This is a genomic window from Mesorhizobium robiniae (genome assembly GCF_040545535.1).
GTDB classification, from domain to species: domain Bacteria; phylum Pseudomonadota; class Alphaproteobacteria; order Rhizobiales; family Rhizobiaceae; genus Mesorhizobium; species Mesorhizobium robiniae.
The window spans coordinates 529,416-555,755 of record NZ_JBEPMC010000003.1 but is presented as its reverse complement, the minus strand read 5'-3'; the positions used below and the strand labels follow the sequence as shown (position 1 = coordinate 555,755).

At 63.1% G+C, this 26,340-nt stretch carries 23 protein-coding genes, 1 tRNA gene and 1 pseudogene; 9 read left to right on the top strand and 16 right to left on the bottom strand.

Going from position 1 to position 26,340, the window contains the following annotated elements:
* Positions 1–25: 25 nt before the first annotated feature.
* From ABID19_RS10820 to ABID19_RS10805, 4 genes are all read right to left on the bottom strand, one after another.
* The gene (locus tag ABID19_RS10820; RefSeq protein ID WP_354490322.1) at positions 26–970 is read right to left on the bottom strand and encodes a CPBP family intramembrane glutamic endopeptidase; all 945 of its coding nucleotides are present in this window, start codon (positions 968–970) and stop codon (positions 26–28) included.
* 204 nt (positions 971–1,174) lie between these two features.
* Positions 1,175–1,774, bottom strand: a complete 600-nt coding sequence (locus ABID19_RS10815; protein WP_352936653.1) for a DUF1236 domain-containing protein — start codon at positions 1,772–1,774, stop codon at positions 1,175–1,177.
* Positions 1,775–1,837: 63 nt separating this feature from the next.
* Complete coding sequence (locus ABID19_RS10810) at positions 1,838–2,935, bottom strand: zinc-binding metallopeptidase family protein (RefSeq protein ID WP_354490320.1); 1,098 nt, start codon at positions 2,933–2,935, stop codon at positions 1,838–1,840.
* A gap of 97 nt (positions 2,936–3,032) precedes the next feature.
* A complete protein-coding gene (locus ABID19_RS10805) occupies positions 3,033–4,280 on the bottom strand; it encodes a flavin monoamine oxidase family protein (protein ID WP_354490318.1) in 1,248 nt (415 codons plus the stop codon).
* 264 nt (positions 4,281–4,544) lie between these two features.
* On the opposite strand from ABID19_RS10805, the gene ABID19_RS10800 reads away from it, so the two are divergent.
* Entirely contained in the window at positions 4,545–5,339 is a 795-nt protein-coding gene (locus ABID19_RS10800) for a lytic murein transglycosylase (RefSeq protein ID WP_354490316.1), read from the top strand.
* 116 nt (positions 5,340–5,455) lie between these two features.
* Here the strand turns inward: ABID19_RS10800 and ABID19_RS10795 are convergent.
* Both ABID19_RS10795 and leuD read right to left on the bottom strand, forming a co-directional pair.
* Positions 5,456–6,395 (bottom strand): annotated as a pseudogene (locus ABID19_RS10795) (hypothetical protein).
* A gap of 73 nt (positions 6,396–6,468) precedes the next feature.
* On the bottom strand, positions 6,469–7,074 hold the full coding sequence (gene leuD / locus ABID19_RS10790) for a 3-isopropylmalate dehydratase small subunit (RefSeq protein ID WP_354490314.1): 606 nt from the start codon (positions 7,072–7,074) through the stop codon (positions 6,469–6,471).
* Between the two features lie 161 nt (positions 7,075–7,235).
* Between leuD and ABID19_RS10785 the strand changes: the two genes are divergently transcribed.
* A complete protein-coding gene (locus tag ABID19_RS10785; RefSeq protein ID WP_354490312.1) occupies positions 7,236–7,661 on the top strand; it encodes a GNAT family N-acetyltransferase in 426 nt (141 codons plus the stop codon).
* Positions 7,662–7,733: 72 nt separating this feature from the next.
* Here the strand turns inward: ABID19_RS10785 and ABID19_RS10780 are convergent, their stop codons facing one another.
* The 4 genes from ABID19_RS10780 to ABID19_RS10765 form a co-directional block, all read right to left on the bottom strand.
* Positions 7,734–8,900: an NAD(P)/FAD-dependent oxidoreductase gene (locus ABID19_RS10780; RefSeq protein ID WP_354490310.1), complete on the bottom strand. Its 1,167-nt coding sequence runs from the start codon at positions 8,898–8,900 to the stop codon at positions 7,734–7,736.
* A gap of 64 nt (positions 8,901–8,964) precedes the next feature.
* The gene (locus tag ABID19_RS10775) at positions 8,965–10,542 is read right to left on the bottom strand and encodes a sensor histidine kinase (protein WP_435528708.1); all 1,578 of its coding nucleotides are present in this window, start codon (positions 10,540–10,542) and stop codon (positions 8,965–8,967) included.
* Positions 10,539–11,234 carry a response regulator transcription factor gene (locus ABID19_RS10770; RefSeq protein ID WP_354490305.1) on the bottom strand — a complete coding sequence of 232 codons (696 nt, stop codon included), beginning with the start codon at positions 11,232–11,234 and terminating at the stop codon, positions 10,539–10,541. The genes ABID19_RS10775 and ABID19_RS10770 overlap by 4 nt, the downstream gene beginning before the upstream one ends.
* Before the next feature lie 3 nt (positions 11,235–11,237).
* Positions 11,238–12,791, bottom strand: a complete 1,554-nt coding sequence (locus ABID19_RS10765) for a DUF4153 domain-containing protein (RefSeq protein WP_354490303.1) — start codon at positions 12,789–12,791, stop codon at positions 11,238–11,240.
* Positions 12,792–13,092: 301 nt separating this feature from the next.
* Here ABID19_RS10765 and ABID19_RS10760 point away from each other — a divergent pair, with 301 nt between their 5' ends.
* Positions 13,093–13,986: an HpcH/HpaI aldolase/citrate lyase family protein gene (locus ABID19_RS10760; RefSeq protein WP_354490301.1), complete on the top strand. Its 894-nt coding sequence runs from the start codon at positions 13,093–13,095 to the stop codon at positions 13,984–13,986.
* Between the two features lie 26 nt (positions 13,987–14,012).
* Entirely contained in the window at positions 14,013–14,219 is a 207-nt protein-coding gene (locus tag ABID19_RS10755; protein ID WP_292164902.1) for a DUF1737 domain-containing protein, read from the top strand.
* Positions 14,220–14,309: 90 nt separating this feature from the next.
* Here ABID19_RS10755 and ABID19_RS10750 read toward each other — a convergent pair whose 3' ends face one another.
* Positions 14,310–14,732 (bottom strand): metallopeptidase family protein, encoded by a 423-nt coding sequence (locus ABID19_RS10750; protein ID WP_352936630.1) that lies wholly within the window; start codon positions 14,730–14,732, stop codon positions 14,310–14,312.
* A gap of 174 nt (positions 14,733–14,906) precedes the next feature.
* Between ABID19_RS10750 and ABID19_RS10745 the strand changes: the two genes are divergently transcribed.
* From ABID19_RS10745 to ABID19_RS10735, 3 genes are read left to right on the top strand one after another with little or no spacing between them, the layout of a single operon-like run.
* Positions 14,907–15,938 (top strand): ImuA family protein, encoded by a 1,032-nt coding sequence (locus tag ABID19_RS10745; RefSeq protein ID WP_354490299.1) that lies wholly within the window; start codon positions 14,907–14,909, stop codon positions 15,936–15,938.
* Positions 15,880–17,355: a DUF6504 family protein gene (locus tag ABID19_RS10740; RefSeq protein WP_354490297.1), complete on the top strand. Its 1,476-nt coding sequence runs from the start codon at positions 15,880–15,882 to the stop codon at positions 17,353–17,355. The genes ABID19_RS10745 and ABID19_RS10740 overlap by 59 nt, the downstream gene beginning before the upstream one ends.
* Entirely contained in the window at positions 17,352–20,639 is a 3,288-nt protein-coding gene (locus tag ABID19_RS10735; protein WP_354490296.1) for an error-prone DNA polymerase, read from the top strand. The genes ABID19_RS10740 and ABID19_RS10735 overlap by 4 nt, the downstream gene beginning before the upstream one ends.
* 65 nt (positions 20,640–20,704) lie before the next feature.
* On the opposite strand, the gene ABID19_RS10730 is transcribed toward ABID19_RS10735, so the two are convergent.
* From ABID19_RS10730 to ABID19_RS10715, 4 genes are all read right to left on the bottom strand, one after another.
* The gene (locus ABID19_RS10730) at positions 20,705–20,941 is read right to left on the bottom strand and encodes a Trm112 family protein (RefSeq protein WP_352936622.1); all 237 of its coding nucleotides are present in this window, start codon (positions 20,939–20,941) and stop codon (positions 20,705–20,707) included.
* A 92-nt stretch (positions 20,942–21,033) separates the two neighbouring features.
* Positions 21,034–21,705, bottom strand: coding sequence for an LON peptidase substrate-binding domain-containing protein (locus ABID19_RS10725; RefSeq protein ID WP_354490294.1), 672 nt, complete (start codon positions 21,703–21,705; stop codon positions 21,034–21,036).
* 164 nt (positions 21,706–21,869) lie between these two features.
* Entirely contained in the window at positions 21,870–22,862 is a 993-nt protein-coding gene (gene trxA / locus ABID19_RS10720; RefSeq protein WP_354490292.1) for a thioredoxin, read from the bottom strand.
* Positions 22,863–22,956: 94 nt separating this feature from the next.
* Positions 22,957–23,454, bottom strand: a complete 498-nt coding sequence (locus ABID19_RS10715; RefSeq protein ID WP_354490289.1) for a prolyl-tRNA synthetase associated domain-containing protein — start codon at positions 23,452–23,454, stop codon at positions 22,957–22,959.
* Positions 23,455–23,687: 233 nt separating this feature from the next.
* On the opposite strand from ABID19_RS10715, the gene ABID19_RS10710 reads away from it, so the two are divergent.
* A tRNA-Gly gene (locus tag ABID19_RS10710) sits at positions 23,688–23,762 on the top strand.
* 928 nt (positions 23,763–24,690) lie between these two features.
* On the opposite strand, the gene ABID19_RS10705 is transcribed toward ABID19_RS10710, so the two are convergent.
* On the bottom strand, positions 24,691–25,614 hold the full coding sequence (locus ABID19_RS10705) for a lipid kinase (protein ID WP_354490288.1): 924 nt from the start codon (positions 25,612–25,614) through the stop codon (positions 24,691–24,693).
* A gap of 315 nt (positions 25,615–25,929) precedes the next feature.
* Between ABID19_RS10705 and ABID19_RS10700 the strand changes: the two genes are divergently transcribed.
* Positions 25,930–26,292: a hypothetical protein gene (locus tag ABID19_RS10700; RefSeq protein WP_354490286.1), complete on the top strand. Its 363-nt coding sequence runs from the start codon at positions 25,930–25,932 to the stop codon at positions 26,290–26,292.
* Positions 26,293–26,340 lie beyond the last annotated feature (48 nt).

The window sequence follows — 26,340 nt, the reverse complement described above, 5'->3', positions numbered from 1 at the left end:
AAAAACCGGATTCCGCTTTCTGGGATCATGATCTGTCCGGTTCGACCTTCAGCGGCGAGCGCGGATGCAGCAGCAGCAGGATCGTCAACAAGCTGCAGACGATGCCGATCGCCGCGATGAGTACGGCGTCAAGCGTCGTCCAGCCCGGGCCTTCGAGCGGCTTGGCGTTGAACAGCGCGAAGGAATTGTAGCTTTGCTGATGGGAAATCAGCAGGAAACCGATCAGATTGTTGCCGAGATGGGCGCCGAAGGCAGCGCCGAGATTGCCCGTAGCATAGACCACAAGCGTCAGCAGCAGCGCAAAAGCGGCGATCGAGGCCAGCACGCAGGCGTTGATGGCAGCACTCGAGCCTGGGCTCCAATGCATCGAGGTGAACAGAAGTCCCGGCAGCAATGCCCAGATGAAGGGGCTTTTAAACCGGTTGGCCAAGCCCCTGAGGAAATAGCCGCGGAACAGCACTTCCTCGGACGAAGTCTGCAACAGGGTCAGCACGGCGATCGGGATCAGGAACAGCAGCCAGGACGACAAGCCGATCGCTCCGCGCGCAATGTCAGGCTGCAAGAGATAGAGCAGGATTTCGGAGAGCGCCGAAGTGACCAGCACCGCGGCCAATCCGTTGAGGAATCCCGAGCGCGAAACGCGGCGGCTGGCGCCGATCAGCGCCGACAGCGGCTCACGATGGACCCAGCGCATGGCAACCCACAGGCCGAGCCAGATTCCGGCAAAAGAGGCGAGCGCGGCGAGGATTCCGGCGGGCGAAGCCATGAAGTTCTGCACCGCCTCTCCGTCTATCGGGGCCGATGATGCCTGCCAGACAACAAAAAGATAGGCGCCGCCGAACAGCACGGCGATGGTTGTCGCGACCCAGAACAGGATGACGATCGCCGTTCCGAGCAGCAGGCGCGGCAGCGTCGTCTTGGCGTTGGGGATATGCCGGTAACGCTCGAAAGCGGTTGGATCGATCGTCACGCGGGTTCCTTGCCTGATGCATCGGGTCGCATGATCTAGAGCATTGTATCCAAAAGTGGAACCGGTTTTGGGAAATCCGGAGTTCAAACAAAAGAGCTGGCGCGGCGGCGGCCGCTCCAGCGGGAAGCTCAGGTTAATAAGATATCGGAAAAGCGGCGGCCGCCATTGGCTCTTGCCCGGCGGCCGCCTGATTGCTTGGTGACGTCAGCGCTCGACGTACATGATGCGTCGGGTGCCCGGATCGACCAGTGCCGGCTGGCCGTTCACATAGACATAGCGGTAGTCATAGTCCGGAATCTCGCGCAACTCGACGGTATCGGGCAATGTCGCGCCCGTAACCACCTCGCCCTCGAGATAGACCGGGTCGAGCCGGTTCGTATCGATATAAGTTCGGACTTCGGCCGGTGGCCGCCTGATCGGCTCGATCGGATCGCCAGCGACGATCGCTCCGGTATAGGTGTCGGGGTAGTCGACGTCGGCGGGCGCTTCGACGATGGTAATGTCTGCGTCATCAGGGCGCTCGGTCAGGACGACCTTGTTACCGCCGAAATCGGCCGTCACATAGTCGGAATAGATCCAGCCTTGGCCGTTGGCCTCGGCTATGGTGCACCATTTGCTGTTTTGGATGCAGCCATCGAGGGTTGCCGACTGGCCGGCGGCGAGCACGCCGATAACCGGGTATTGCGGGCCGGGGCCGGCGCGCACATTGAGATCGGCGACAGCCGAGACGGCAGTATCGGCCAAGGCTGCGCCGGACATAGCGACAAGCGCTCCGGCGACAGCAGGAAACAGTATGCGCTTCATGGTTTTCGCTCCGTTTTTGGGTCCCTCGCGAACGAAAACGAAACAACACCTCATGCGTTCCGGCTAAAACGCTTCGGCCGGCTCACGTTTTGTTCCAGTTTCTTTCGCTACACCGGTCAGGAGTTCGTGGACGAAGGCCAGCTTGCGTGCAGTCACCTCCGAGATGACGAAGGGATAGAGGTCCGGCAGGCCCATGCAGCGGTTGATCGAGTTGGACGCTTCCGACAGCACCAGCCAGCGCGCCAGGATCTTTTCGAACGGTTCGGGAACGGCGGCAGGTTCCGACGGCGCCGGTTGCAGCTGGCCGCCGGTGTCGCCCCGCGACAGGTCGTTGGCCTCCACGGTTTCCAACCGGCCGAGCGGGAAATTCAACGCGTGCACCATCTCCAGCGTATCGGTGATGTGCAGATGGTGCGCCCATGTCTCGGCCCAGTCCTCCCAGGGATGGGACGTGGCATAGGCCGAAATGTGGCCCTGCTGCCAGTCGGGCGGAGCGCCATTGGCATGGTATGCCTTCAGCGCCTGCTCGTAATCGGTGCGCTCGTCGCCGAATAAAGCGCGGAAAGCGACAAGCCGTTGCGGATCGTCGCGGATCAGGCGGTCCCAGTAATAGTGGCCGAGCTCGTGGCGGAAATGGCCGAGCAAAGTGCGGTAGTTCTCCCCCATCTCGACGCGCCGTCTTTCACGCTCGGCCGAGTCCGCCTCGGCGACATTGAGCGTGATCAGGCCGTTTCCATGGCCGGTGAGGATACGGCCGCCACCCGGCCCGCCGCCGATCGGATCGGCGAGGAAGTCGAAGGCGAGACCGGCTTCGTCGCCGGCGTTCCGCTTGGGCGCGACCGGCAGTCCGGCTGCGAGCAGCGAATAGATTGCCCGCTTCTTTGCCGCTTCGACGCGGATCCAGCGACGGCGGTTGCCATCGACCGAAAGGTCCGGAATCAACTGGTTCAGCATGCAGGCGCGGCAGAAGGCATGGCCCGGTTCCGCCATCCAGTTGCAGGCGCACTCGTCGGCATTGGTGCACTGGAAAACGCCATCGACGCCAGACAACACGAAGCGCGCGTGTCCGGGATCGTAGAGCACGGAGCTGGCGCAGTTCAGGCACTGGGCGTTCTCGAAATAGAGGCGGTGGCCGCAATGCGGGCAATCGAAGAGCTTCATCCCAATCTCAAATCAGGTCTCAAATCATCAGGTCCGGATATAGTGCGGAGCGGCATTTCGCCCAAACGCCTATCAGCGACCGGCGTTCCTGCCGATGCTATTTTGCCGCAAGCTGGGCGGCGACCGCTCTTGCCACTGCCTCGCCCGACAGTCTGGCGCCGCCGCAGGTCTGCATCAGCGGACCGGCCAGATGCTCGCCGGCGAAGAAGATTTTTTCTGCCACTGGCTGCATCAGCGTGGCGCGCGCCTGCGAACGACCGGGGCGGGCCGCCGCATAGGCGCCGCGCACGAATCGCTCGCCGCCCCAATTGGTCATCATGGCGCGCCCGACATGTTTTCTGACGTCGCTGCCGAAGATGGCGCACAGCCGGTCGACGACGAAGTCGACGCCTGCCGCCTCGCCCGCCGCCGACATCTCCCAGGCGAAATCGCCGCCGACGAAGCCGACCATCAGATCGAGGTCGAAAGGAAAGCAAAGGAAGTAGATGTCGTGCCTGGCCAGCCGCTCGATCAGCAGGTCGTCGAACGGCGCCAACCCGAGCCTTGTGCCACTGATTTCAACCGGCAGCTTGGTCAGCATGCCCATCGGCAGGTCGAAGAAGGCAGCGAAATGCGTGTCGGGCAGTGCCGGCGAGAATTCGATCTCCTCGAAGGCGAGCACCGCCGGCGAGGCGGTGACGATGGCTGCCTTGGCGCGGATGGTGCCGCGATCGGTGACACAGGCAACGCCAGGCACGTCCCAGAGGATTTTCCGCACCGGCGTCGACAGCTCGACCGGCACGTCTGCGCCAAAACGGGCGACCAAAGCGCCGAACCCTTCCTTGGTGAAATAGTTCGGCTCGAGATCGGCGGCGGCCTGAAAGTCGCGGATCGATATCTCGTCCTCGTCGGCGCCGAAATCCATCGGCCCGGCGAAGGTGGCGGCGGCGCGCGGCGCATGGCCCCTGGCGAGCAACGCCGAAAGGCGGTCGTCGTCGCCATCGCTGACCTCATGCGCCGCCAGCAACTCGAACAGCCTGATATCGGCCGCCTTCATTGCGGCCTCTTCGTCCTCGCTCGCCTTTCGGTTGCGATAATAGAGATGATCGACATTCATGTCGTGATGGTGGAGTGTCCAGCGGGCGGCTTGCGCCTCGGGAAAATAGGGATTGCGGTCGGCCGCGTGCAGCCAGGCGCAGCCGATGTCGAAAGGAACGCCGAAATGCTGATCGCTGGTCCAGGCGCGCCCCCCGATCCGGTTCATCGCTTCGAAAAGCTTGAAAGAAAGGCCGGCTGCACGCAGGGTCTTGGCGGCGGAAAGTCCCGCCGAGCCGGCGCCGATGACCACGACATCAACGTCATCCATCAATATTCCAGCCCCCGCCACAATAATTACTTGATCGTAAGCAAGTTCTCCGGCATTCGCCAGCGCTGCGGCGGGCATGCGTAAACGACTTCTTAGCGCATCGGCCTGAAAATCAGGATCGATTTTCAGAAAGCATGATGCGCAGAGTTAAAGTGTAGGAGCGTACTGCGTCCAGGCGGACGAACCCCGCTCCAACAGTGACAAGCGCGCGTTTCGCTGGCAAATTCGTATTTGGGACGTGATCCAGGTAACCAGGAGAGCAACATGGCATTTCTTGCCAAGGGAAAGATTTTCGCGGCGGCAGCATTGATGATGCTTACGGCGGCAACGGGTGCACAGGCCGCCCAGTGCGGCAGGACGAGCGCGGGCTTCGAAGCGTGGAAGGCGGATTTCGCCGCGGAGGCCAAGGCCAACGGTGTAGGCTCGAAGGGTCTGGCCGCTCTGGCTCGTGCGACCTACGCAACAAAGACGATCGCCGTCGACCGCGCCCTTCATAAAGCCTTCAGCGGCTCCGTGGAAAGTTTCATGAAGCGCCGTGGCGGATCCGCGATCATCGCCAAGGGCCGCGCGCTGAAGAAGTCGAACGCGGCGCTGTTCGACAAGATCGAACGGACCTACGGCGTGCCGCCGGGTGTGTTGCTCGCCATCTGGGGTATGGAAACTGGCTTCGGCGCTTCGATGGGCAAACAGAATACCGTCTCTGCCATTTTAACGCTTACCTATGATTGCCGCCGCCCCGAGTTCTTTTATCCGCACGGCATTGCAGCCCTGAAGCTGGTTGATCGCGGAGCGTTGAGCGCCTCGTCGGTCGGTGCCGCGCATGGCGAGATTGGCCACACGCAGTTCCTGCCCGGAAATGTTTTGAAGTACGGCGTCGGCAGCAAAAATCTTCGCGACAAGAGCACCGCGTTGGCTTCCACTGCCAACTTCCTCAAGGGTCATGGTTGGCAGGCCGGCGCGGGTTATCAGGCGAATATGGGCGCAATTGCTGGCTGGAATTCCGCCAGCGTCTATCAACAGGCCATCGCCCGCATGGCCACGGCGATCGATGGGGATTGATAGAAATCTCTATTCGACGGAAAGCCCGGCCATGCGCCGGGCTTTTTGTTGATGCTCTAAAGTGACGACTGCCGCCGCTCGGCCCCGCTCCGGAACGAAAGCGCGAGGCAAAGAAGCTAATTCGGCGAGCCGAACGCCTTGTCCATCGCTTGCCTGACCTCGGCGGGCCACGTGTTCACAGCTGGCCACGCGTCAGGCTCGAGGGTGTCGCCGCGGCGGGCGAAATAGAGCTCTTGGTTGGCCGGATCGACCGCCATGAAGCCGTCATTGCCGCCGCAATCGTGCGGCACGCAGCCGCTGGCATAGAAGGCGCCCGAGGCGGTCTTCTCGGTGCCGCCGCCAACCAGCAGGCTGGTCGCCATATCGGGCATGTCCTTGCCGAGCAGCTTTTCAGCCGCCTTGTAGACGGCCTCATTGTGGAGAGCGTCGATGATGTTGTCGTATTTCGCCGGATCGATATCCTTCCAGTCGGTACCCGGTTCCGGCATGTAGGTGAGATTGCCCGAGGTCGACAAGCCGCCGGTCGGCGACCACTGCAGCGCCGGCTTGGAATCTCCCGGCAGCAGATAAGGCACGAAATAGATGGCGTCGTCGGACACCGCGGCCGGCGGCGCGCCGCATTCGTCCTGCTCGACGGTGGTGCTCTGGATCGTGCCGCCTTCCGGCTTCCACACGATCACCTTGGCCGGGCCGCATTGGTTGCCGCCGTCGCCGACATCGACCAGCGCCACCTTGACGCCGCCGATCTCGACGATCTTGTCGAAGAAGACATCGTAGTTGCTCGCCAACTGCTTGCCGTCGAAGGCAAGCACCTTCTCGCCGTACTGCTCCTGCTGCGTGATGGTCAGCTGGCCGCCCTCGAACGGTATCGGCGCCTGCTTATCGTCGTCGACAGCCGCCCGCATCGTCGCTGCCGGCGCCTTGATCGGTCGCCGGCTGATCGCCCGCAGCCGGGGTTTGTTGCGCGGCGGGCGTCTGCGTCTGGGCATAGATGGCCGTTGCGGGCAGGAGCATCAACACCAGCGCGCAGGCGCCGGCAGGAAGCGAGCGTGTCATGGCTGTCCTCCGTTTACCGCTTGTGCGGCCATCGGGCTGCTTCGCCGGCCTCTATCCGTTCAGATCTCGCCGTTTACGCCCAGGGACGCAGCTCGGCGTTCTTCTTCTCGAACGAGGCGATGGCGCCGGCCTTCTCCATGGTCAGGCCGATGTCGTCGAGCCCGTTGAGCAGGCAGTGCCGCTTGAAGTCGTCGAGGTCGAACGTGACCACACCGCCGTCCGGTCCGCGGATTTCCTTGGCTTCCAGGTCGACCGACAGCGTCGCGTTGGAGCCGCGCGAGGCGTCGTCCATCAGCTTCTCCAGATCCTCCGGGCTGACGGTGATCGGCAGGATGCCGTTCTTGAAGCAGTTGTTGTAGAAAATGTCGGCGAACGAGGTCGAGATGACGCAGCGTATGCCGAAATCGAGCAGCGCCCACGGCGCATGCTCGCGCGAAGAGCCGCAGCCGAAATTGTCGCCGGCGACCAGGATCTGCGCTTTGCGGTAGGCAGGCTTGTTGAGCACGAAATCAGGGTTTTCCGAACCGTCGTCCTTGTAGCGCATTTCGGCGAACAGTCCGCTGCCGAGACCGGTGCGCTTGATCGTCTTGAGATAATCCTTGGGGATGATCATGTCGGTGTCGACATTGACGATCGGCATGGGTGCGGCGACGCCGGTGAGCTTGGTGAATTTTTCCATGGTCTTTGCCCGTCTTCTTTTCGCTGCGGGGATGTGTTGGCGCCCGGTTTACACAAAGAGGCGGGCAAATAAAAGGTGGCTGTCTTCGCTCGTGGTCCCGGAACACGAGATCAGCACCAAGCAGCTTCAAAACCGCCGCCCGATGGTGCACTTTCACCGGCATGACAACGCGACCCAAAATCCTCTACGCCAGTGAACCAACCCTCGACGCTGCCGAGTTCCGCCGCGTGCTGGTGGAATCCGGCCTCGGCGCTACCCGCCCTATCGATGACGAAGCCCGTTTGAAGACGATGCTTGCCAGCGCGGATATAGTGTTGACGGCGCGCCTCGATGCGCCCGGCAAGCCGCTGATTGGCCTCGCCCGCGGCATCACCGACTTTTCGTGGGTATGCTACATTTCCGAGCTCGCCGTTTGCAAATCGGCGCAAGGGCTCGGCATCGGCAAGGGCCTGCTCGACGAAGTGCGCCGGCAGCTCGGGCCGTCCGTCGCCATCTCATTGATTTCCGTGCCCGATGCCGTCGGCTTCTACGAGCGGATCGGCATGATGCGCATGCCCGACGCGTTCTGGTTCGGCCGCGAGCACTGACGCGTTGCCAAGACCATCGCGACGACAGTCACGTCGCCTGCTGCGATCCTTCGCGCGCCCTACGTCGTGCCCTCAAATCACGTTCAGCTCGCGAAAAGCCCGGCCTTCGGCGACACGGCTATACCCAAACGCCGTGCAATCCACCGTGCGGTAGCCGCCATGCATGATCAACTCGGCCAGCGCCTTGCCGACGGCCGGCGCCTGCTGCAGGCCGTGGCCGGAAAAACCGTTGGCGAAGAGGAAATTCTTCACCTCGGGATGCGGGCCGATCACCGCGTTCTGGTCGAGCGTGTTGTAGTCGTAATGACCGACCCAGGCGCGTGTCGGCTTGATTGCCTCGAAGGCGGGAATACGGGTCGCCAGCACCGGCCAGATCACCTCTTCGAATAGCGGCCAGTCGGGCTCGAAATCGCCGGGGTCGGCAGGACCGTCGCCCTCTTCCGGTTCGGCACCGCCGGTGATGTAGACCGAGCCTTCCGGCCTGACATAGATGCCTGAGGGGTCGACCAGCAGCGGCATGTCGGTATATTTTTCGCGTGCCTCGAAGACGAACACATTGCGCTTGCGCGGCTCCACCGGCAGCGCCAGCCCGGCCATATCAGCCACCTTGCCGGCATTCGGCCCGGCGGCGTTGACGACGACGCCGGCCTCGAGCCGCTCGCCATTGTCGAGGCTGATGCTGGTGATACGATCGCCCTGCCGCTCGATGCCGGTCACATCGGCGGTGACGAAATCGATCTTTTTCTCGCGCAACGCCTTGCGGAACAGCATCAGCATCGCATGCGCGTCGAACCAGCCCTCGCCCGTGCGGCCATAGGCGCCGGCGGTGATGCCCTCTGCCGACAGCCACGGGAAGCGACGCACCAACGCCTCGGCATCCTCAAGCACGATGTCGGCCCCCTCGGCGATCTGCGCCTTGTGGTTGGCCCGCAGGATCGGCAGCCCGTTCTCGCCGGCGAGGATGAGATAGCCGCCTTCCCGAAAGCCGATATCTGCGTCCGCCCCGAACTCTTCCGTCAGCCGCCGGAACAGTTTCAGCGTGAACTGCGACAGCCGGATGTTTTCTGGGATGGAAAACTGCTGGCGGATGGAAGCGCAGGACAGCGTCGTTGCCGCATGGGCGAATTGCGGATCACGCTCGACCAGCGCGATCGAGCCCGAAAACCCTTCCTCGCGCAGATAGTAGGCGATCGAGGAGCCGACGATGGCTCCGCCGATGATGACGATGTCGTAGCGCACGTTTTCCGCGTCTCCAGTTCTGAAGCATGATCCCGAAAGCCGGTCTTCGGAATCAGGCTCCAATTTACACAATCGGCAGGATGATCTCGAAGCGCGTGCCGCGCTCGGAGTCAACCAGCCGGATCGTGCCATCATGCGCTTTCAGGAGGGCCAGCACGATGCCGAGGCCCATGCCGGTGCCGCCTGAATCACGGCGCGTGGTGAAGAATGGCTCGAAGATGCGGGCCCGGTTGCTGGGCGAAATGCCGGCACCATCGTCGCTCACCAGGATCGTCGCCTTGCCGTGCGCGCTCGCTGCCGTGATCGAAACCAGCGTTGCGCCATGCCGCGCCGAATTGTCGGTGAGATTGGCGAGCACGATTGCCGCGTTCTCGGCCGAGATGCGCAGACCGATATCGCCGCCGGCCGCGACGCGCACCGCCAGCCTGTCTTTGGCCGGCAGCAGCGCCAGTGCGGCGTCAATCGATGTGCTTTCGCTGCTGGGCGCCAGATTTTCGGCGCGCGCCAGGTCGAGCAGGCGGCGCACCAGCAAATTGAGCCGGCCGGCGTCGGTGACGATGTTGTTGGAAAAGCGACGCCGCTCGGCCTCGTCCATTGTGCTGCCCGAATCGCGCAGCAGTTCGGCGGCCCCCTGGATCGCCGTCAGCGGCGATTTGAGTTCGTGCGAGACATGAGTGGCAAAGGTCTGAATGCTGTCCGAGCGCTCATGCAGCTTTTCGGCCATATCGAGGAAGGCGGCGGAAAGTGCCGCCATCTCGCGCGTGCCGTGATGGTCGAGCGGCCTGATGGCTTCGCGGTCGCCGGCGGCGATGCGTTTCGTTCGTTCCATCAGCGCGTATATCGGCCGGCTGACGGTGCGCAGGAAGACGAGCGCGATGAGCAGCGTGCCGCCGAGAATGGCGATCGTCGCCAGCACCACCTTGCCGCGCTCGCCATAGAGATGCTTGACGATATTGTTTGGCGTTCGCGACAGGTAGACCACGCCGGCGACCTTGCCGTCGACCGCAACCGGCAGGGCGACGAAGACGCGGACTCTCGTGCCGCGGCTCACCGAATAGAGCGATGGCGGCGGCTCGTCGGAGATCCTCAGCCTGAGCACGCTGGCATAGCGGCCGGCCAACGCTTCGCGAACCTCCGCGACCGCGCCGAGCGACAGGCCGACCTCTTCGCGCCCGGCGATGACGACGCCTTTTGCCTCGAGCAACCGAAAGCCGGCAAGCGTGGTTTTCTGCGTCTCGGCAAGAATCCCCGATAGCCGCGCCCCGACCGCCGCGAAGGCAGGATCGATGGCGGCAGCTGTCGCCGCAGGCCGGGTCGGCAGAACGGTATCGGAGGCAAGATCGAGGTGCGGCTCGATGGGCCGATAGGGGGAGTTCGAATCGCTGGCACTGGCGGCAGGCACCGCCGCGCCGAGCTTCTCGGCCGGGATGCCGGCGTCACGGATCTCTTGTGCATAGATGGCGGCAAGGGCGGCACCTTGCGCGATCAGCTCGGCCTCGGTCTGGCGGATCAGCTGGTTCTCGTAGAGCCGGAAGAAGAACAAGCCGACCAGCGGCAGCGCCATCACCATGATCAGGATGGCAACTACGATGGTGGCGAGGCGAGGCCGCCATTTGCTGCCAATCCATTTTTGGGTGTTCACGCGCCGCACCGGCCGAGCCGGAAACCGACGCCGTGAACCGTCTCGATCGCGTCCGTGCAGCCGGCCGCCGCCAACTTGGCGCGGATGTTGCGGATATGGCTGTCGACGGTGCGCTCGGCGACATGGATGTTGGCGGCATAGGCATTGGCCATCACCATGTCGCGGCCGAGCACATGCGCCGGACGCGCCAGAAACCCTTTCAGGATCGCGAACTCGATCGACGTCAGCACCAGCGGCTGGCCGTCGAAACTGGCCGCATGGCTGGCCGGCACCAAGGCGAGCTTGCCATGCGAGAATTGCCTGTCGTCGGCCTGTTCGGCCTTTGTCGGGCGAGCGCGCCGCAGGATGACATTGACGCGGGCGACCAGTTCGCGCGGGCTGAACGGCTTGATGACGTAGTCGTCGCCACCCATTTCGAGCCCAAGGATGCGGTCAATCTCTTCATCACGCGCGGACAGGAACAGCACCGGCACGTCGGATGTGTGCCTGAGCCGCCGGCAGACCTCCAGCCCGTCCATTTCCGGCATGCCGATGTCGAGCACGACAAGATCGGGCGGTCGGCGTTCGATCGCCTGCAAGGCGGCGGCGCCGTCGGCTACGGCAACCGTCTTCATCCCCGCCTTTTCGAGCGCAAAGCAGATGATTTCGCGGATGTGCGGATCATCGTCGGCGACCAGGATGTGATGCGGCATGAATCAGCGGCCCGGCACGAAGGGTTCGGAGCCCTGAGGAACCACGAACGGGATACGCGTGTCGAGAGTACGAAGGAGCCGCCAGTCGCGAAAGCTCCAGGCGCGCCAGTTTTCTCGGGCCGCACGATAGCAGGCCTCGTCCTGCCCAAGCGTACGGGCGAGTTCGCTGTAGGAGGGAAGGCTGGCCGCATTCGTGCTGGCTTGATGCTCGAGGAAGCGGTCGAGCGCCGGCCAGGCGCTGGGGCCGAGCGAGCGCAGGTACCAGAAATCGAGTTCGGTGCCCTGGCCGGTCATTTCGAATGAGTACTCGACATTGTAGTTGGCGATCAGTGCGGCGAAGTTGACGAAGCAGCAGGCATAGAGCGTCATCGAAAGCGTCAGAAGATTGGCGGAAAGCAGCCATTCGTTGGATTTTTCGAGCGCGATGCGGGCGATGATCAGGGCAAGGCCCGCCGCAACCAGTCCCATCCAGACGAAGGCGGCGACGCGCCAGTAGGTCAGCGCATAGATGCCGATATAGAGGTCGAGCCGCAGGATCGACGAGATGACCAGCACGATGTTCTGCGCCACCCAGACATAGACCAGCCGGCGGATGAGCGGATCGCTGGAGGTCGCACTCCCCGGCCGCAGCGCCGCCAGCACGAAGCCGGCGGCGAGCAGTGCCGTGACGATCAAGGGATAGGCGCCGCGATGTGCATAGGCGGCGTAGGTCAGCCCGTCGGGAAGGGCGACGCCGCCCCACAGATAGGTGGCGTCGAGCGCGGTCTGGATGGCGAATAGGATGTTGAAGACGACCAGCGCGCGAAGAATGGCGGCCTTGCCGAAGATGATGTCCTCGATCGCTTTGGCGGGTTTTGTCGTCGTCACCCGACCGACAGGCACAGACGACACCACACGCGCAATGCGGCGGAGAAAGCGTGGCAGGCGCGGGCGCAGAAAGGCCCAGACACCGGCAAGTATGAACAGCCAGAAGGCCAGTCGCGGCAGCTGGATGAGGTCGAGCAGTGCGAGGAGATCGATCAGCGACAGCCAGTATTCGACAACCGGATTGGCGGCGCCGAACAGCGCGAGAAACACCGCTCCCAGCGTCAACGGCATCACCCAGACGGCGATCGCCGCAAAGCGGATGCGCCGTCGGCCAAGCCGCCGCGCCGCCTTGCGCCAGCGAAAGAAATCGTGGGCGAACCGGAATGGTGCCGCGAGCAGGAAGAGCGCAACCTGGCCGGCAATGCGGGCAAACCCGCGCCGCAGCCGGCCGGCCAGCGAAAGCGCGAAGACGGCCATCGCCGCAAGCCCGATCGCGACGGAGAGCGCACTGACATTTTCAATGAGCGGCAGCAGCCCGACAAGCAAGGCACCGAGCCCGAGCCACAGGCCGCGGGCGCTGAGCGCCGAAGGCTGGATGACCGCGGCTGCGGCGGCAAGCGTAATGCCGAACAGGAAAAGCGTGATGCCGACGGGCTGCCCGTAGAAGAGAAAATCGGCCAGCGCGGCAAGCAGGACCGCAACGCCGAATCGCGCGCAATAGCTCGGCGCGGCCGTAAGCAACGATGTCATGATCGGATTCTCTCGGCGGCTTTGATGCGGCCGGCATATCTGGGCAGAGATTTAGGGATGAGGGGGAAGAGGGTCGCCGAACGATGCGTCCGGGGTGGATCGACGAGCCACCAGCCCTCACTTCGGAGCCGGTAAGGCAGGGACCAACGGAGTTTTTCTCGCTCTTGCATGCCGCCCTTGTCGTCGGCGGAAGTGCCGGCGGCGGGGCGGATGCGAGGAGATTTTCGGGACTTTTGTGCAGTTTTTATGCAGGTCAAAGCGGCTTGCCTCGACCGGCCGCAGGCGGCATAGATTTGGTATGATGACCGAAACCTACCGCCCGCGCCGTTCGGTGCTCTACGTCCCGGCCTCGAACGACAAGGCGCTGGCCAAGTTTGCCTCGCTGACTTGCGACGCCGTCATCATCGATCTCGAAGATGCCGTCGCTCCCGCCGACAAGGTCTCCGCGCGCGAAAAACTCGCCGGCATCTTCGCCGATCGCCCAGTTGCCAACGACTATGGCCGGCGCTGCGAGATGGTCGTGCGCATCAATGCGCTTTCCAGCGAATGGGGCGCCGACGATTTGCTGGCCGCGGCACGCTGCGAGCCCGACGCCATCCTGCTGCCCAAGGTCGACACGCCGCGCGATGTCCTCGAACCCGGCGACGTTCTCGACGACAATTTCGCACCCGACGCGGTGAAACTATGGGCGATGATCGAAACCCCCAAGGCTCTGCTCAACATCGGACCGATTGCCGAGCTTGGCCGCGATCCGGCCTCGCGGCTCACTTGTTTCGTGGCCGGAACGAACGATCTGGTCAAGGAGACCGGCATTCTCGCCACGCCCGACCGGCGCTATCTCACACCGTGGCTGATGCAGATGGTGCTCGCCGCGCGCGCCGGCGGCCTTGACCTGCTCGATGGTGTCTTCAATGATTTTCGCGACCTGGACGCTTTTGCGCGCGAATGCGGGGAGGCGGCTGCCATGGGGTTTGACGGCAAGTCGCTGATCCATCCGACCCAGATCGAGGCTGCGAACCGGGCCTTTGCGCCATCTGCCGAAGCGCTGGCCGAGGCGCGTTCGGTGAAAGAGGCGTTCGCGCTTGGCGAGAATGCCGGCAAGGGCGTCATTGCACTGAATGGAAAAATGGTCGAACGGCTGCATCTGGCGCAGGCCGAAAAACTGCTGGCGAAGGCGGCCGCCATCGGGGCATGATTGGCAACTCACGACAGGAATGAAAAATGAAACTCTACCGCTTTTTGTCCGGCCCGGACGATTCCAGCTTCTGCCACAAGGTGACGGCGGCGCTGAACAAGGGCTGGCACCTGTTCGGCTCGCCAACCTATGCCTATGACAAGCAGACCAAGAGCATGCGCTGCGGCCAGGCCGTGGTGAAGGATATCGAGGGCCAGGAATACGGGCCCAACACCAAGCTCAGCGATTGGTAGGGAGGTTTCTGCTCGTCTTTCGTCATCCCAGGGCGGAGCAGGAGCGAAGCGACGTCGCGGAGACCCTGGGATGACGAAGCGTGGGGCCCTTTACTCCGCCGCCTCTTCGATCCGCTCCATATCATCGTCCGACAGGCCGAAATGATGGCCGATCTCGTGGATCAGCACATGGGTAACGATGTCGCCCAGCGTCTCTTCGTTCTCGGCCCAGTAGTCGAGGATGGCGCGGCGGTAGAGCGTGACGCGGTTCGGCCCCTCGCCGGTCTGCGGGTTCCAGCGCTCGGCAATGCCGCGCCCCTCGAACAGGCCAAGCAGGTCGAAAGGCGTTTCCAGCGACAGATCGTCCATGATCTCGTCGGTCGGGAATTCGGCGATCTGGATGACGATCTCGCCGGTCAGCTTGCGAAAATCCTCCGGCAGGTGGGCATAAGCCTCCAACGCCAGGAACTCCATTTCCTCCATCGACGGCGAAAGCTGGTCGTGCCAGACACGGGTCTTGTAGATGCGGGCCATGCTTTGTCCTTCTGATCCCGGCATATAGGCTTTCGAGCCGGACTCGGCAAATGGCCGGGTTGCCGTTAACGCAAGGGCAGGAATAAATTCCCCATGACTCCGCTTGACTCTTCGGGTGGCCTCTGGAATCTATAGGAACATAACAGGAACAATTGTGAGTGGAAGCTGACCGTCATGGCGACAAGCGCCGTGGCGCGGGAGACTGTTTTTGCCCTGCGCCGCCAGATCGCGAAGATCGAGGGAACGCTGCCCGAGCGCTTGGAGGCGCCGGCCGGCGCAGCCCCCGTTGATGCTGACGTCACCTCCCAGAATCCAACAGCGGATGGTCTGACAATCGTCCGCCGCGGCCTCGCCGTGGCGCCGCCTGATGCGTTTCTGCGCACCGGTGCCGAAGGTCTCGACACCGCGCTTAGCGGCGGCCTGCCGAAGGCGGCGCTGAACGAGATCCATGGCGCCGCGACACGTGATGCCGGGGCCGTCGCCGGCTTCGCCCTGTCGCTCGTCAGCCTGATCCTCAAACAGGGGCCGCAATTGCCGGTCCTGTGGATCGGCACCGCGGAAATCTTCCGGGAGGCGGGCTTCCCCTATGCCAGGGGGCTTCACGCTGTTTTCGGCATCGAGCCGGAGCAATTGCTGTTTTCCGAGGCGCCAAAACTCCTCGATGCGCTGTGGATCGCCGAGGAAGCCGCCCGGATGACCGCGCTCGCCGCCGTCATCCTCGAAATCCGCGGCAGCCCGCAGCGGCTGGACCTCACGGCGACGCGGCGGCTGCACGCCCGGGCGCAAAATGCCGGCCGGCCGGTGTTTCTGCTGCGCCAGGCCGGCGAACCCGAGCCGACGGCGGCACCCGTACGCCTCGTCCTGTCGGCGGCGCCGTCGGCATCCCGCCAGACGATTGCCCGGCCGCTTGCCGGGTCGATCGGCCGTCCCGCCTTCACCGTCAGCATCGGCAAGAGCCGCACGGCCTTGCCAGGACAATTCACACTGGAGTGGAACCCCGATGAACACAGTTTCGAAGAAAGACGGGGCGAGGAAAGAAGGGCAGCGAATTCTGTCCCTGTGGTTCCCGCATCTCGCCGCGGAAAGGGTCCTGCGGCAGCGTCTGGGGCGGTCCTGGCGTTCCCGGCCGTCGGATCACCTGCCGCTGGTGATCAGCCATCGCCAGGGGAACGCGCAGCGCATCGCCGCCCTCGACGAGCGGGCTGAGGCGCTTCACCTGAAGCGCGGCATGGGCATAGCCGACGCGCGTGCCATGCATCCGTCGATCGACGTACTGGAAGCCGATCCCGAGGCCGACCGCCGCCTGCTCGAAAGCCTTGCCGACTGGTGCGATCGCTACACCCCGCTGGTGGCGCTCGACGCAGCCGATGGCCTGTTCCTCGACGTCACCGGCTGCACCCATCTTTTCGGCGGCGAACGCTCGATGCTCGACGACATCCTGTCGCGCTTTTTCCATCAGGGTTTTGATGTCCGCGCCGGCCTTGCCGCGACGCCAGGTGCTGCCTGGGCGGCAGCGCGGTTTGCCAGTGACCGCATCGTCCCCGGTGGCGAGGAGGAAGCGCTTCTCGCACCCTTGCCACTGGCGGCTCTACGCATCGAGCCTGATATCCGCGCCAGCCTGGAAAGCGTCGGCCTGCGCACGGCGGGGGCCGTCATGGCAGCCCCCCGCGCGCCGCTCGCCCGCCGCTTCGGTGTCTCTCTGCTTTTGCGTCTCGACCAGGCGCTCGGCCGCCTCGACGAGGCGGTGTCGCCGCGCCTGCCGGTCGCGCCGCTTTCGGTCGAACGCCACCTCGCAGAACCCATCATGCTGACCGACGAAATAGAGCGGCTGGTGAAAATGCTGGCGACGACTTTGAAGGTGGATCTCGAGCGTCGCGGCGAAGGCGCAAGAAGGCTGGCGCTGCTGCTCTTCCGCGTCGACGGCGCCGTCAGCCGCATCGCCGTCGGCACCTCGCGGCCGTTGCGCGAGCCGCTGTTGATCCAGAAATTGTTCCACGAAAGGCTAGCCGCGCTCGAACAGGATATCGATGCCGGCTATGGCTTCGATCTCGTGCGCCTCTCGGTCCTGACGGCCGCGGCCTTCGACATGCAGCAGGCGGATCTCGCCGGCGAGACGCGCGATGACGGCGCCGACATCGCCCTTTTCGCCGACCGCATCCGCGCCCGGCTCGGCGACAGCGCGGTTTTGAAACCGGTTGCCGTCGAGAGTCATCTGCCCGAGCGCGCCGTCGCCACGCTTCCCTTCGCGGAAGCGCCGCAAAGGGTCTCTCCGCCGAAGAAGCCGGACAAGATACAAGACGCTAAGCCTGTCTTCCGGCCGGAACGCCCGATCCGGCTGTTCCGTTCGCCCGAACCGATCGAGGTCCCGGCCACCGAAATGCCTGAGGGGCCGCCTATGAACTTCCGCTGGCGGCGCGCGCTGTACCGGGTTGCGCGCGCCGAAGGGCCGGAACGCATCGCCCCGGAATGGTGGCGGGAGGCGTCGGGGCAGGAAGACGCGCCGACGCGGGATTATTTCCGCATCGAGGATAGCGACGGCCGCCGTTACTGGCTCTACCGCCAGGGTCTCTACGGCGCCTCTCAAATCCCGCCGCGCTGGTTCATGCATGGGGTCTTCGCATGAACGCGCTGACGGCCGTTCCCTATGCCGAATTCGGCATCCAGTCGAATTTCTCGTTCCTGCGCGGCGCCTCGAAACCGGAGGAGCTGGTGGTCGCAGCAAAGTTCCTGGGATTTTCGTCGATCGGGCTTGCCGACCGCAACACGGTGGCCGGTGTCGTGCGCGCCTGGCAGCAGGCCAAGGTGGAAGGTCTTTCCTATCATCCCGGCTGCCGCCTGGTTTTTTGCGACGGCACGCCTGATGTTCTCGCCTATCCGCAGGACCGCAAGGGCTGGGGCCATCTGTGCCGCATGCTGACGCAAGCCAATATGCGCGAGGAAAGCGAAAAGGGCGCACCGCTTCTCTATCGCGACGACCTTTTCGAATGGGGCGATCTCATGTCGCTGGCGGTCCTGCCGGATCTGTCGGCGCCGGCGGAAGATCACCTTGGACTGATTAGCCGGCTTAAGGATAGATTTGGCAAGGCTTTGCGGCTTGCCGTTGCGCCGGATTATCAGGGCAACGACCGCTTCCGCATCGAGCAGGCGGCTGCCATGGCTGAGGCATCGGGCATTCCGCTGATGGCGACCAACGACGTTCTTTACCATACGTCCGAACGGCGCCGGTTGCAGGACGTGCTGACGGCGATCCGCCTCAACGTGCCTGTTGCCGAAGCGGGGCTGGAGCTGGCGGCCAATGCCGAGCGCCATTTGAAGCCGCCAATGGAGATGGCGCGGCTTTTCCGCAGGCATCCGCAAGCGCTGGCGGAAACGTTGCGCTTTGCCGGCGAATTGAGCTTCTCTCTCAGTGATCTCCAATACAACTATCCCGACGAACCGACGGAATCGGGCCTCGGGCCACAGGCCGAGTTGGAAAGGCTGGCTCGAGAGGGTGCAGCGATACGGTATCCCGCAGGCGTTCCCGCCGATGTGACGAAGCGCATCCGGGAAGAGCTCGCTTTGATCGAGCGTCTGAACTACGCGCGCTATTTTCTGACCGTCTACGACATCGTCAAATTCGCCCGCAGCCAGGGCATACTTTGCCAGGGGCGCGGCTCGGCGGCCAACTCGGTGGTCTGTTATTGCATCGGCATAACCGAAGTGGGACCCGAGCGGATCGACTCGCTTTTCGAGCGTTTCATTTCCGAGGAGAGAAACGAGCCGCCCGATATCGATGTCGATTTCGAACATGAGAAGCGCGAAGAAGTCATCCAGTACATCTATACCAAATACAGCGGCAAGCGCACCGCGCTTGCCGCGGCCGTCGTCAGCTACCGGGGCCGGTCGGCGATGCGCGAAGTGGCCAAGGCGATGGGCCTGTCGGACGATGTCAGGAGCGCGTTGTCCAGCTCGATCTGGGGTTGGTCGACCTCGGAGCTCGGCGAAAAGGAGACCAGGGCCGGCGGTCTCGACCAGGCCGATCCATCGACAAGGCATGTGATCGAATGCGCCAACGAGATCATGGGCTTCCCCCGTCATCTGTCGCAGCATGTCGGCGGCTTCGTCATCACCAGGGACCGGCTCGACGAGATCGTGCCCATCATCAAGACGGCGATGGATGAACGCAAGATGGTCGAGTGGGACAAGGACGATCTCGACGCGGTGAAAATCCTTAAAGTGGATGTGTTGGCGCTCGGCATGCTGACCTGCCTGCAGCGCGCCTTCACGCTGCTTAGGGATTATTATCCGGAGGCGCGGGATGACTATGGCCAGCCCTATGTGCTGGCCACCCTGCCGCCGGAGAACGAACATGTCTACGACATGATCTGCCGCGCCGACACGCTCGGCGTCTTCCAGATCGAATCGCGCGCCCAGATGTCGATGCTGCCGCGCCTCAAGCCGCGCACCTTTTATGACCTCGTCATCGAGGTGGCGATCGTGCGGCCGGGCCCGATCCAGGGCGACATGGTCCATCCCTATCTGCGCCGCCGGCAGGACAAGGAGAAGGCCGAATATCCCAAGCCGGAACTGAAGGAGATCCTCGGCAAGACGCTGGGTGTGCCGCTGTTCCAGGAACAGGCGATGAAGATCGCCATCGTCGCCGGCGGCTTCAGGCCGGGCGAAGCCGATGAATTGCGCCGCGCCATGGCCACTTTCAAGCGCACCGGCACGATCGGCAATTACCGCAAGCGGATGGTGGATGGCATGATGAAGAGAGGGTACGAGAAAGACTTCGCCGAACGCTGCTTCAAGCAGATCGAAGGTTTCGGCGAATATGGCTTTCCCGAAAGCCATGCCGCTTCCTTCGCCCTGCTGGTCTATGCCTCGTGCTGGTTCAAGACCTTCTATCCCGACGTGTTCTGCGCCGCGATCCTGAACTCCCAGCCGATGGGATTTTATCAGCCGGCTCAGCTTGTTCGCGACGCGCGCGATCATGGCGTCGAAATCCGCGAGGTCGACGTCAATTTTTCCGGTTGGGACTGCGCGCTGGAGGAGGAGCCTTTCGATCCGGCGCGCATCCTCGAACGCCATGCCCAGATGCGCGGCGTCATCCGGACCAATCATGCCGTCCGGCTGGGTTTCCGCCAAGTCAAAGGTCTGTCGAAGGAGCGCATGGAGGTGTTTGTCGCCAGACGCGGCGACGGCTACGCATCCGTTCGCGATGTCTGGCTGCGTTCAGGCCTCTATGTCGATGAGATCGAGAAACTGGCGCAAGCCGACGCTTTCCGTTCGCTTGGTCTCGACCGCCGCGACGCCCTGTGGGCGGTCCGCGCCCTCGACGGCAGGAGTGCGGCCGAGACCCTGCCGCTGTTCGACCGGCCGGCGATCCGTTTGCGCGACCTTGAACCCGAAACCAGGCTCCCGACAATGCCGCTCGGCGAGCACGTCGTCCACGACTACCGTTCGCTCGGCCTGTCGCTGAAGGCGCATCCGCTTGCCTTCCTGCGCCAACGGCTGGATCGTTCCGGCGTCACGCCCAATGCGCGCCTCCCCTCCGTGCCGGATGGCAGGCGGGTCTCCGTCGCCGGCCTGGTGCTCGTGCGGCAGCGCCCAGGCACTGGCAAAGCGATTTTCCTGACGCTGGAAGACGAGCAGGCCGTCGCCAACGTCATTTTTTGGGAAAGGACCTTCAACCGCTACCGGCCCATTGTCATGGGGGCGCGGTTCGTTCGTGTCACCGGCAAACTGCAGTCGGAATCGGATGTCATCCATATCGTCGCCGAAAAGGTCGAGGATCTGACGCCCTGGCTGTCCGTGCTTTTGGAGGAGAAGCCCGATGTACCTGTCGTGCAAAGCGACCGGCAGGATATCGCGACGCTATCGGGGAAGGCAGAAAGGGTCATGCCCAAGGGGCGCAATTTTCAATAAAGGATGCCGGTGCGGCGCTGCACAATCTCGCGAATGCCGGCGGGACAGCGAAGAATCGCTGTTGTTCAGGACGGTCCGCCCAGGCGCGGCGGCAATCCGTCCTCCAAAGGGATCGCGCGCGCCTCCGAAGGCAGCATGATCGGGATGCCGTCACGCACCGGATAGGCAAGCCGAGCGACCCTTGAGATGAGCTCGCCCCGCTCCGGATCCCAGGTGAGCGGGCCCTTGGTCAGCGGGCAGGCCAGCAATTCCAGCAGCCTGGGGTCGACATTGGCATTCTTTCCGTCACGCCCATCCACCATTTCCGTCTGTCCTTCTCTGGGGCAATCACTTCAGGTTTCGCGCAGCCTTCTCCCCTTGTGGAAGAAGGCAAGACAGCGCCCTTCCACCCAACCTATTGCAGGCTCGACCCGAAATCCTCGTTTTCGCGCGCCAGCGCCATTTCGGTGATGGCGATCAGCGTTTCGGCGCGTGTTTTCAGGTCCGCCGCTTCGAGCAGCGCCTGTTTCTCGGCCGGCCCGTAGGGTGCCATCATCGACAGCGCATTGACCAGCATGGCATTTTCGGCGCGGCTGACGCTTTCCCAGTCGGCTTCAAGATCGTTGGCTTGCAGATAGGCGCGAAATGCCTTGAGCAACGCCGGCCGGTCGATCTCTGTCTCTGCCTGATCTTCATCGAGATCGGTGAGAAAGGGGGCAAACCGGCACTGGCGGAAGGGCGTCTTGACCGCGAGCTCCTGCACGATGCGGAACCGGCACACGCCTTGCAGCGAAATCAGGTAACGGCCGTCGCCACTCTCGGAAAGCGCAATGATGCGTCCCGCGCAGCCGACATTGCAGAGTTCAGGTTCGCCATCGGCGCGCCGCGCGCCGTCGAGGCTGGGCTGGATAATGCCGATCAGCCGCGATCCGGCGATCGCCTCATCCACCATCTCCAGATAGCGCGGCTCGAAGATGTTGAGCGGCATGCGGCCTCCCGGCAGCAGCAATGCGCCTTCAAGGGGGAAGATCGGCACCGTCGACGGCAAATCCGTATCGAGCCGGTAATGCGCGTTTCCCGCCTGCACTTCAGTCCTCCGCTCGCTTCGTCCAGAAGCGCATCAATCCGACCGCCCATCGCAACCTGGCGTGTAAATCGTCAGGAAGCGAAAAACGGATCCGGTCTGGCCCCTAATCTGGCGCAGCCGCCGCCGACCGCAAGGCCACCAGGCAAAAACAGCTTGATGCGCGCTCAGGAGAACAGCAGCGACGACAATTTGCGCCGCGCCGCCAGCGTTGCTTCGTCGGTCATCCCCCATGCCTCGAAGAATTGCAGCAACTGCATCTTGGCGCCGTCGTCGTTCCACGAGCGATCGGCCTTGACGATTGCCAGCAGATTGTCGGCCGCCGCCATGCGCTCGCCATTGGCGTTCTGGATCATGGCAAGATCGAAACGTGCCTGATGGTCCCCGGGGTTCTCAGCCAGCCGACGCTCGAATTCGGCCGGATTGCCGAGCGCGGACGCCTGTGCGGCAAGCGCCATCTTGGCGCGCACCGCGGCCAGTGGCGGTGCATCCTTCTTTGCTTCCGGCGCCCGCGCCAGCACGGCTTCGGCGCCCTCGGCATCGCCGGCCTCGAACAGCAGATCGCCAAGCCCGGCAATGGCCTCGATCGTCTCCGGCGCCTGCTCCAGGATCGCGTCGTAGATGTCCGCCGCGGTCTGCACATCGCCGGCGTCGCGCGCCTCCGCGGCCGCGGCAAGCGCCTCGGCCACCTGCGGCGCACCATTGGTCTTGCCGCCGACCTTCTCGATAAACGCGGCGATCTGGCTCTCGGGAATGGCGCCCATGAAGCCGTCGACCGGCTGGCCATCCTTAAAGGCGATGACCGCCGGGATCGACTGGATGCCGAGCTGTCCGGCGATGGAAGGATGGTCGTCGATGTTCATCTTGACCAGCTTGACCTTGCCGCCGGCGGCCGTGACCGCCTTTTCCAGCAGCGGCGTCAGTTGCTTGCAGGGCCCGCACCAGGGCGCCCAGAAATCGACCAGCACCGGCTGACGGCGCGATTCCTGGATGACGTCGGCGGCAAAAGCGGCGGTCGTCGTGTCCTTGATGACATCGACAGCCGGCTCGCCAAGCGCGACTTTCGCCGGGGCGGCCTCGGTGCCGCCATACTGCACTGTGGTGGCATATTGCCCGCCATTGCTGCCAAACGGGCCGCCAAATTGATTGTTGTCGCTCATCTCGTCGCCCTTTCGGTCGCGCCGCCAGCCCACCGGCCCGGCACAACGTCCATATCCTCACTCAGAAGTCGGTTTATCGCCATCCATGTGGCGATCATGCCGTGACTTTCAAGATAACAGCATCATGCCCGGTTGCCTCGACGAATTTGACGAGGTCGGCGGCAGCGATCGATGTCGTTGCCTCGTTGGTCAGCGGATGGGCGTTGATGATGGCATGGTCCATCAACTCCTGATCGAGAACCACCTTCACTCTTCCCGCCGTGTCGTTGATTACGCCGAACACGGTGACCGCGCCCGGAACGACGCCGAGAAGCTCCATCAGCATCTCCGGCTTGCCGAAAGACACGCGCCCGGCAGCGCCGATCACATGGTGTATCTGCTTGAGATCGACCACCGCCTCCTCGCCGACGCTGACCAGGAAGAAATTGTCCTTCTTGTCCTTGAGAAACAGGTTCTTGGTGTGCCCGCCGGCGATTTCTCCGCGCAGCGCCTGCGAATCGGCGACCGTGAACAGCGGCGGATGACGTAGGGTCGAGACCTCGATCCCAAGATCGGCGAGAAAAGCAAAAAGCTCGGCTTCGGTTTTCGGCATGTTGTTTCTTGTCGGACTTGTTGTTGTCGCGGTTTGGATCACGCCGTTTACGGCCAATGACGCGGCCGAGACAAGACCGTCGCGCGGCGAGGCCACCGATTCCGTTCCTGTCCTCGCTACGGAAGGCTTGTTTATGTCGCCGGGTGCGGACCAAAAAACCTGCGATTTCCCTGTTGCAATCGCCGCGCCCTTCAGCCATATAGGCGCGGCTTGCGGCCCAAAAAGCCGCGCGAGCGGGTGTAGCTCAGGGGTAGAGCACAACCTTGCCAAGGTTGGGGTCGAGCGTTCGAATCGCTTCACCCGCTCCAGTTTCCCAAGGGAATCAAGCAATTGCGAAGTAGGCCGGATCCCCTTCCGGTCTTTTTCGTTTTGGGGAGCGGCACGCCCAGGGCGGTCTCCGCTCATATATTTTTATCCATGGTCAATTTCACACCCCGGCTTAGGGGATTTTGATGCTGCCGCCGCTTCACCTGAATGCCCGCGCATCATGGCGCGGGCACGAGTCCTCCCACGGCACGAAGTTCCAAAGTTTCCGACCCTCGTGGAACCCCTGAAGGCACCAAAGAGTTGCGTTTGAAACGAGGTGACCGTCATGCCATCGCGAGAGAATGACACCTTTCGAGTTTTGATCAGATCGGAAGATTATCGTCGGAAGATACGCAGGTTGCTAAGGTTTGTCGGCGATCAGCCTTTGACCCCGAAGCTTATCGCGCTGGCGGCGGAACTTCAGGAGGAACTTGATCGGCGAGAGCGCCAATCGGCCGACGAGAAAGACCCTGATTAGGAGGTATTCGGCAAAGCGTGCTACATGGGTGCTAGCGTGGTTCTGCGTGCAAGCCCTTGACCTCATCGGGCGCGAATCATGGAAGAGCTGCTGGCGCGCCTCCAAAGCGTTTTAAGGGTTCGGCAGTTTTTTTGTGAAGCGTGTGGAACACAGGCCATCGACGATGGTTCGGCCCCAGCAGCGTTATTCCAGTAGACAAATGCTGCGAGATCGGATGCTCCCTCCGATCAGCCCGCGTCCTTTCCCTCCTCGGGCGCGGGCTTTCATTCATTTGGCCGATGCGCTGGTCGTGCAAGATACCCACATTCATCTGGATCAGCCTCTCTGATCCCAACAGACCTTTGCCCGCGACCTCTCCCGGAGGCGCGGGCATTCTTCATCTCATCCTTCATCTCATCGGCCGACGTGCCAGGCTGTTACGACATGCCGGGCCGTTACGACATGCTGGACGGTTATTTAGGTTCGACCGCGCCAGCTTCTCTCCCGCGTGGGAGAGGTGGAGCGAGCACCGAGATCGCCTTCGGCAGAACTTTGAAATGGGCGGGTGTCGAGGTGACGATCTCGCCATCCGTGTTGACCGGCATTGGCACTTTCGTCTCGATGTCGAACTCGATGCACCTGGCCGTGCGCACCTCTCGCCAGAGGCCATGCGTTCCGGAGCGGAACGAGCGGAGCATCAGCGCCAGCTTCCAGAGATTCGTCATCTCCAAGCTATAGAGGTCGAGATGTCCGTCATCGATCTCAGCCGTCTCTTCCACCACATTGCCGCCGCCGTAATGCACTCCGTTTCCAACCGCAATCTGGTAGGTCTCGGCTTCGATAGTCGTACCTTTTTCGGTAATCTTCGCATGGAACCGCTCGGCCTTGGTCAACACCTTCATCGCCGCCAACGCATAGCCAAGCCTGCCGAAACGCTTCTTCAGAACGGGATCGAGCCCCAGCGCCAGTTCGGTGCTCAGTCCAATGCTCGCGACGTTGAAAAAGGCGTGCCCATTGACGGTGCCGACATCGATCCGTCGAGTTCTGCCTTGCACGATCACGTCTGCGGCCTGCAACAGATTTGTCGGAATGTGAAGCGTTCGCGCGAGGTCGTTCGCCGTTCCCATCGGGATAATGCCCATTGGCAGGCCGCTTTCGACGACCGCCATCGCCGCCGACGACACCGAACCATCGCCACCGCACACGATCACAAGATCGGCCAGATGGCGCAAACGCACGATGTCGCGTGCAAGCTCGGGCAACGCCTCGAACGTCTCGACGGTGACGGCAAGCCCGCCGACCTCCAGCCGCTCCACAATAGGCGCCATCGACTCCTGGCCGCGCCGCGCCTTGGGATTGAGGAGCAGCAATGCGCGCCTGTTGGTTTTTTTGCTCATTCAGAGCCTGGCCGGACGGTTCATGGCCACGCACATAAGGTGGCTGGCGGCAAATTTCGACCCCAATCCTCGCTTCTTGACCTCCGGCGAGGTTTCCCCCGCGGCAAAACGGTGTCCGATGTCCAAGTACTGCTGTGCCGCGCGGAATAGGCTCTCCTCGAGAGGGCTTTAGGACTTTTGCGTTTCAATCTCGGACCAAGGTCCCTTGCGGGCGGTTGTATTTAAACGAAACTGGCTAAGTAGTGGACCTTCAGATTAGAGAGTCCTCACATACTTGGAACCATCCTGGCGGGAGGGCGGCTCGAAGGAGAAACCATGAAAACTCGAACCATTCTGTTCGCAACGGCCGCCGTCCTCGCCCTTGTCGCTTCTCCAGTCCTAGCCGGACCCGGTGGCAATGGCGGCGGCAAGGGTAATGGCGGAAGCAAAGGCAACGGCGGAAACTCGGCTGGAGCAGGCTCGCAAGGACACGGAGCCGCCACGTCTGCGGCGGCCAAGGATAAATCCACGAGGGGAATTGCTCATGCAATGGCTGTCGTTTCGACGACGCCCGCCTCACCGCAGGCCACCCTGTCGTTGCAGGCAGCCTTGGACAAGTTCCTGGCAAGAAAGGCCGGGGATGACCCGGCAGAGTCTTCTGACGACTCCTCAGGCGAAATTCCAGACGCAGCCGAATAAAATTGCAACTCGGCCGGCGCACCGCACCATCGAAAATTCTTGCCCGCC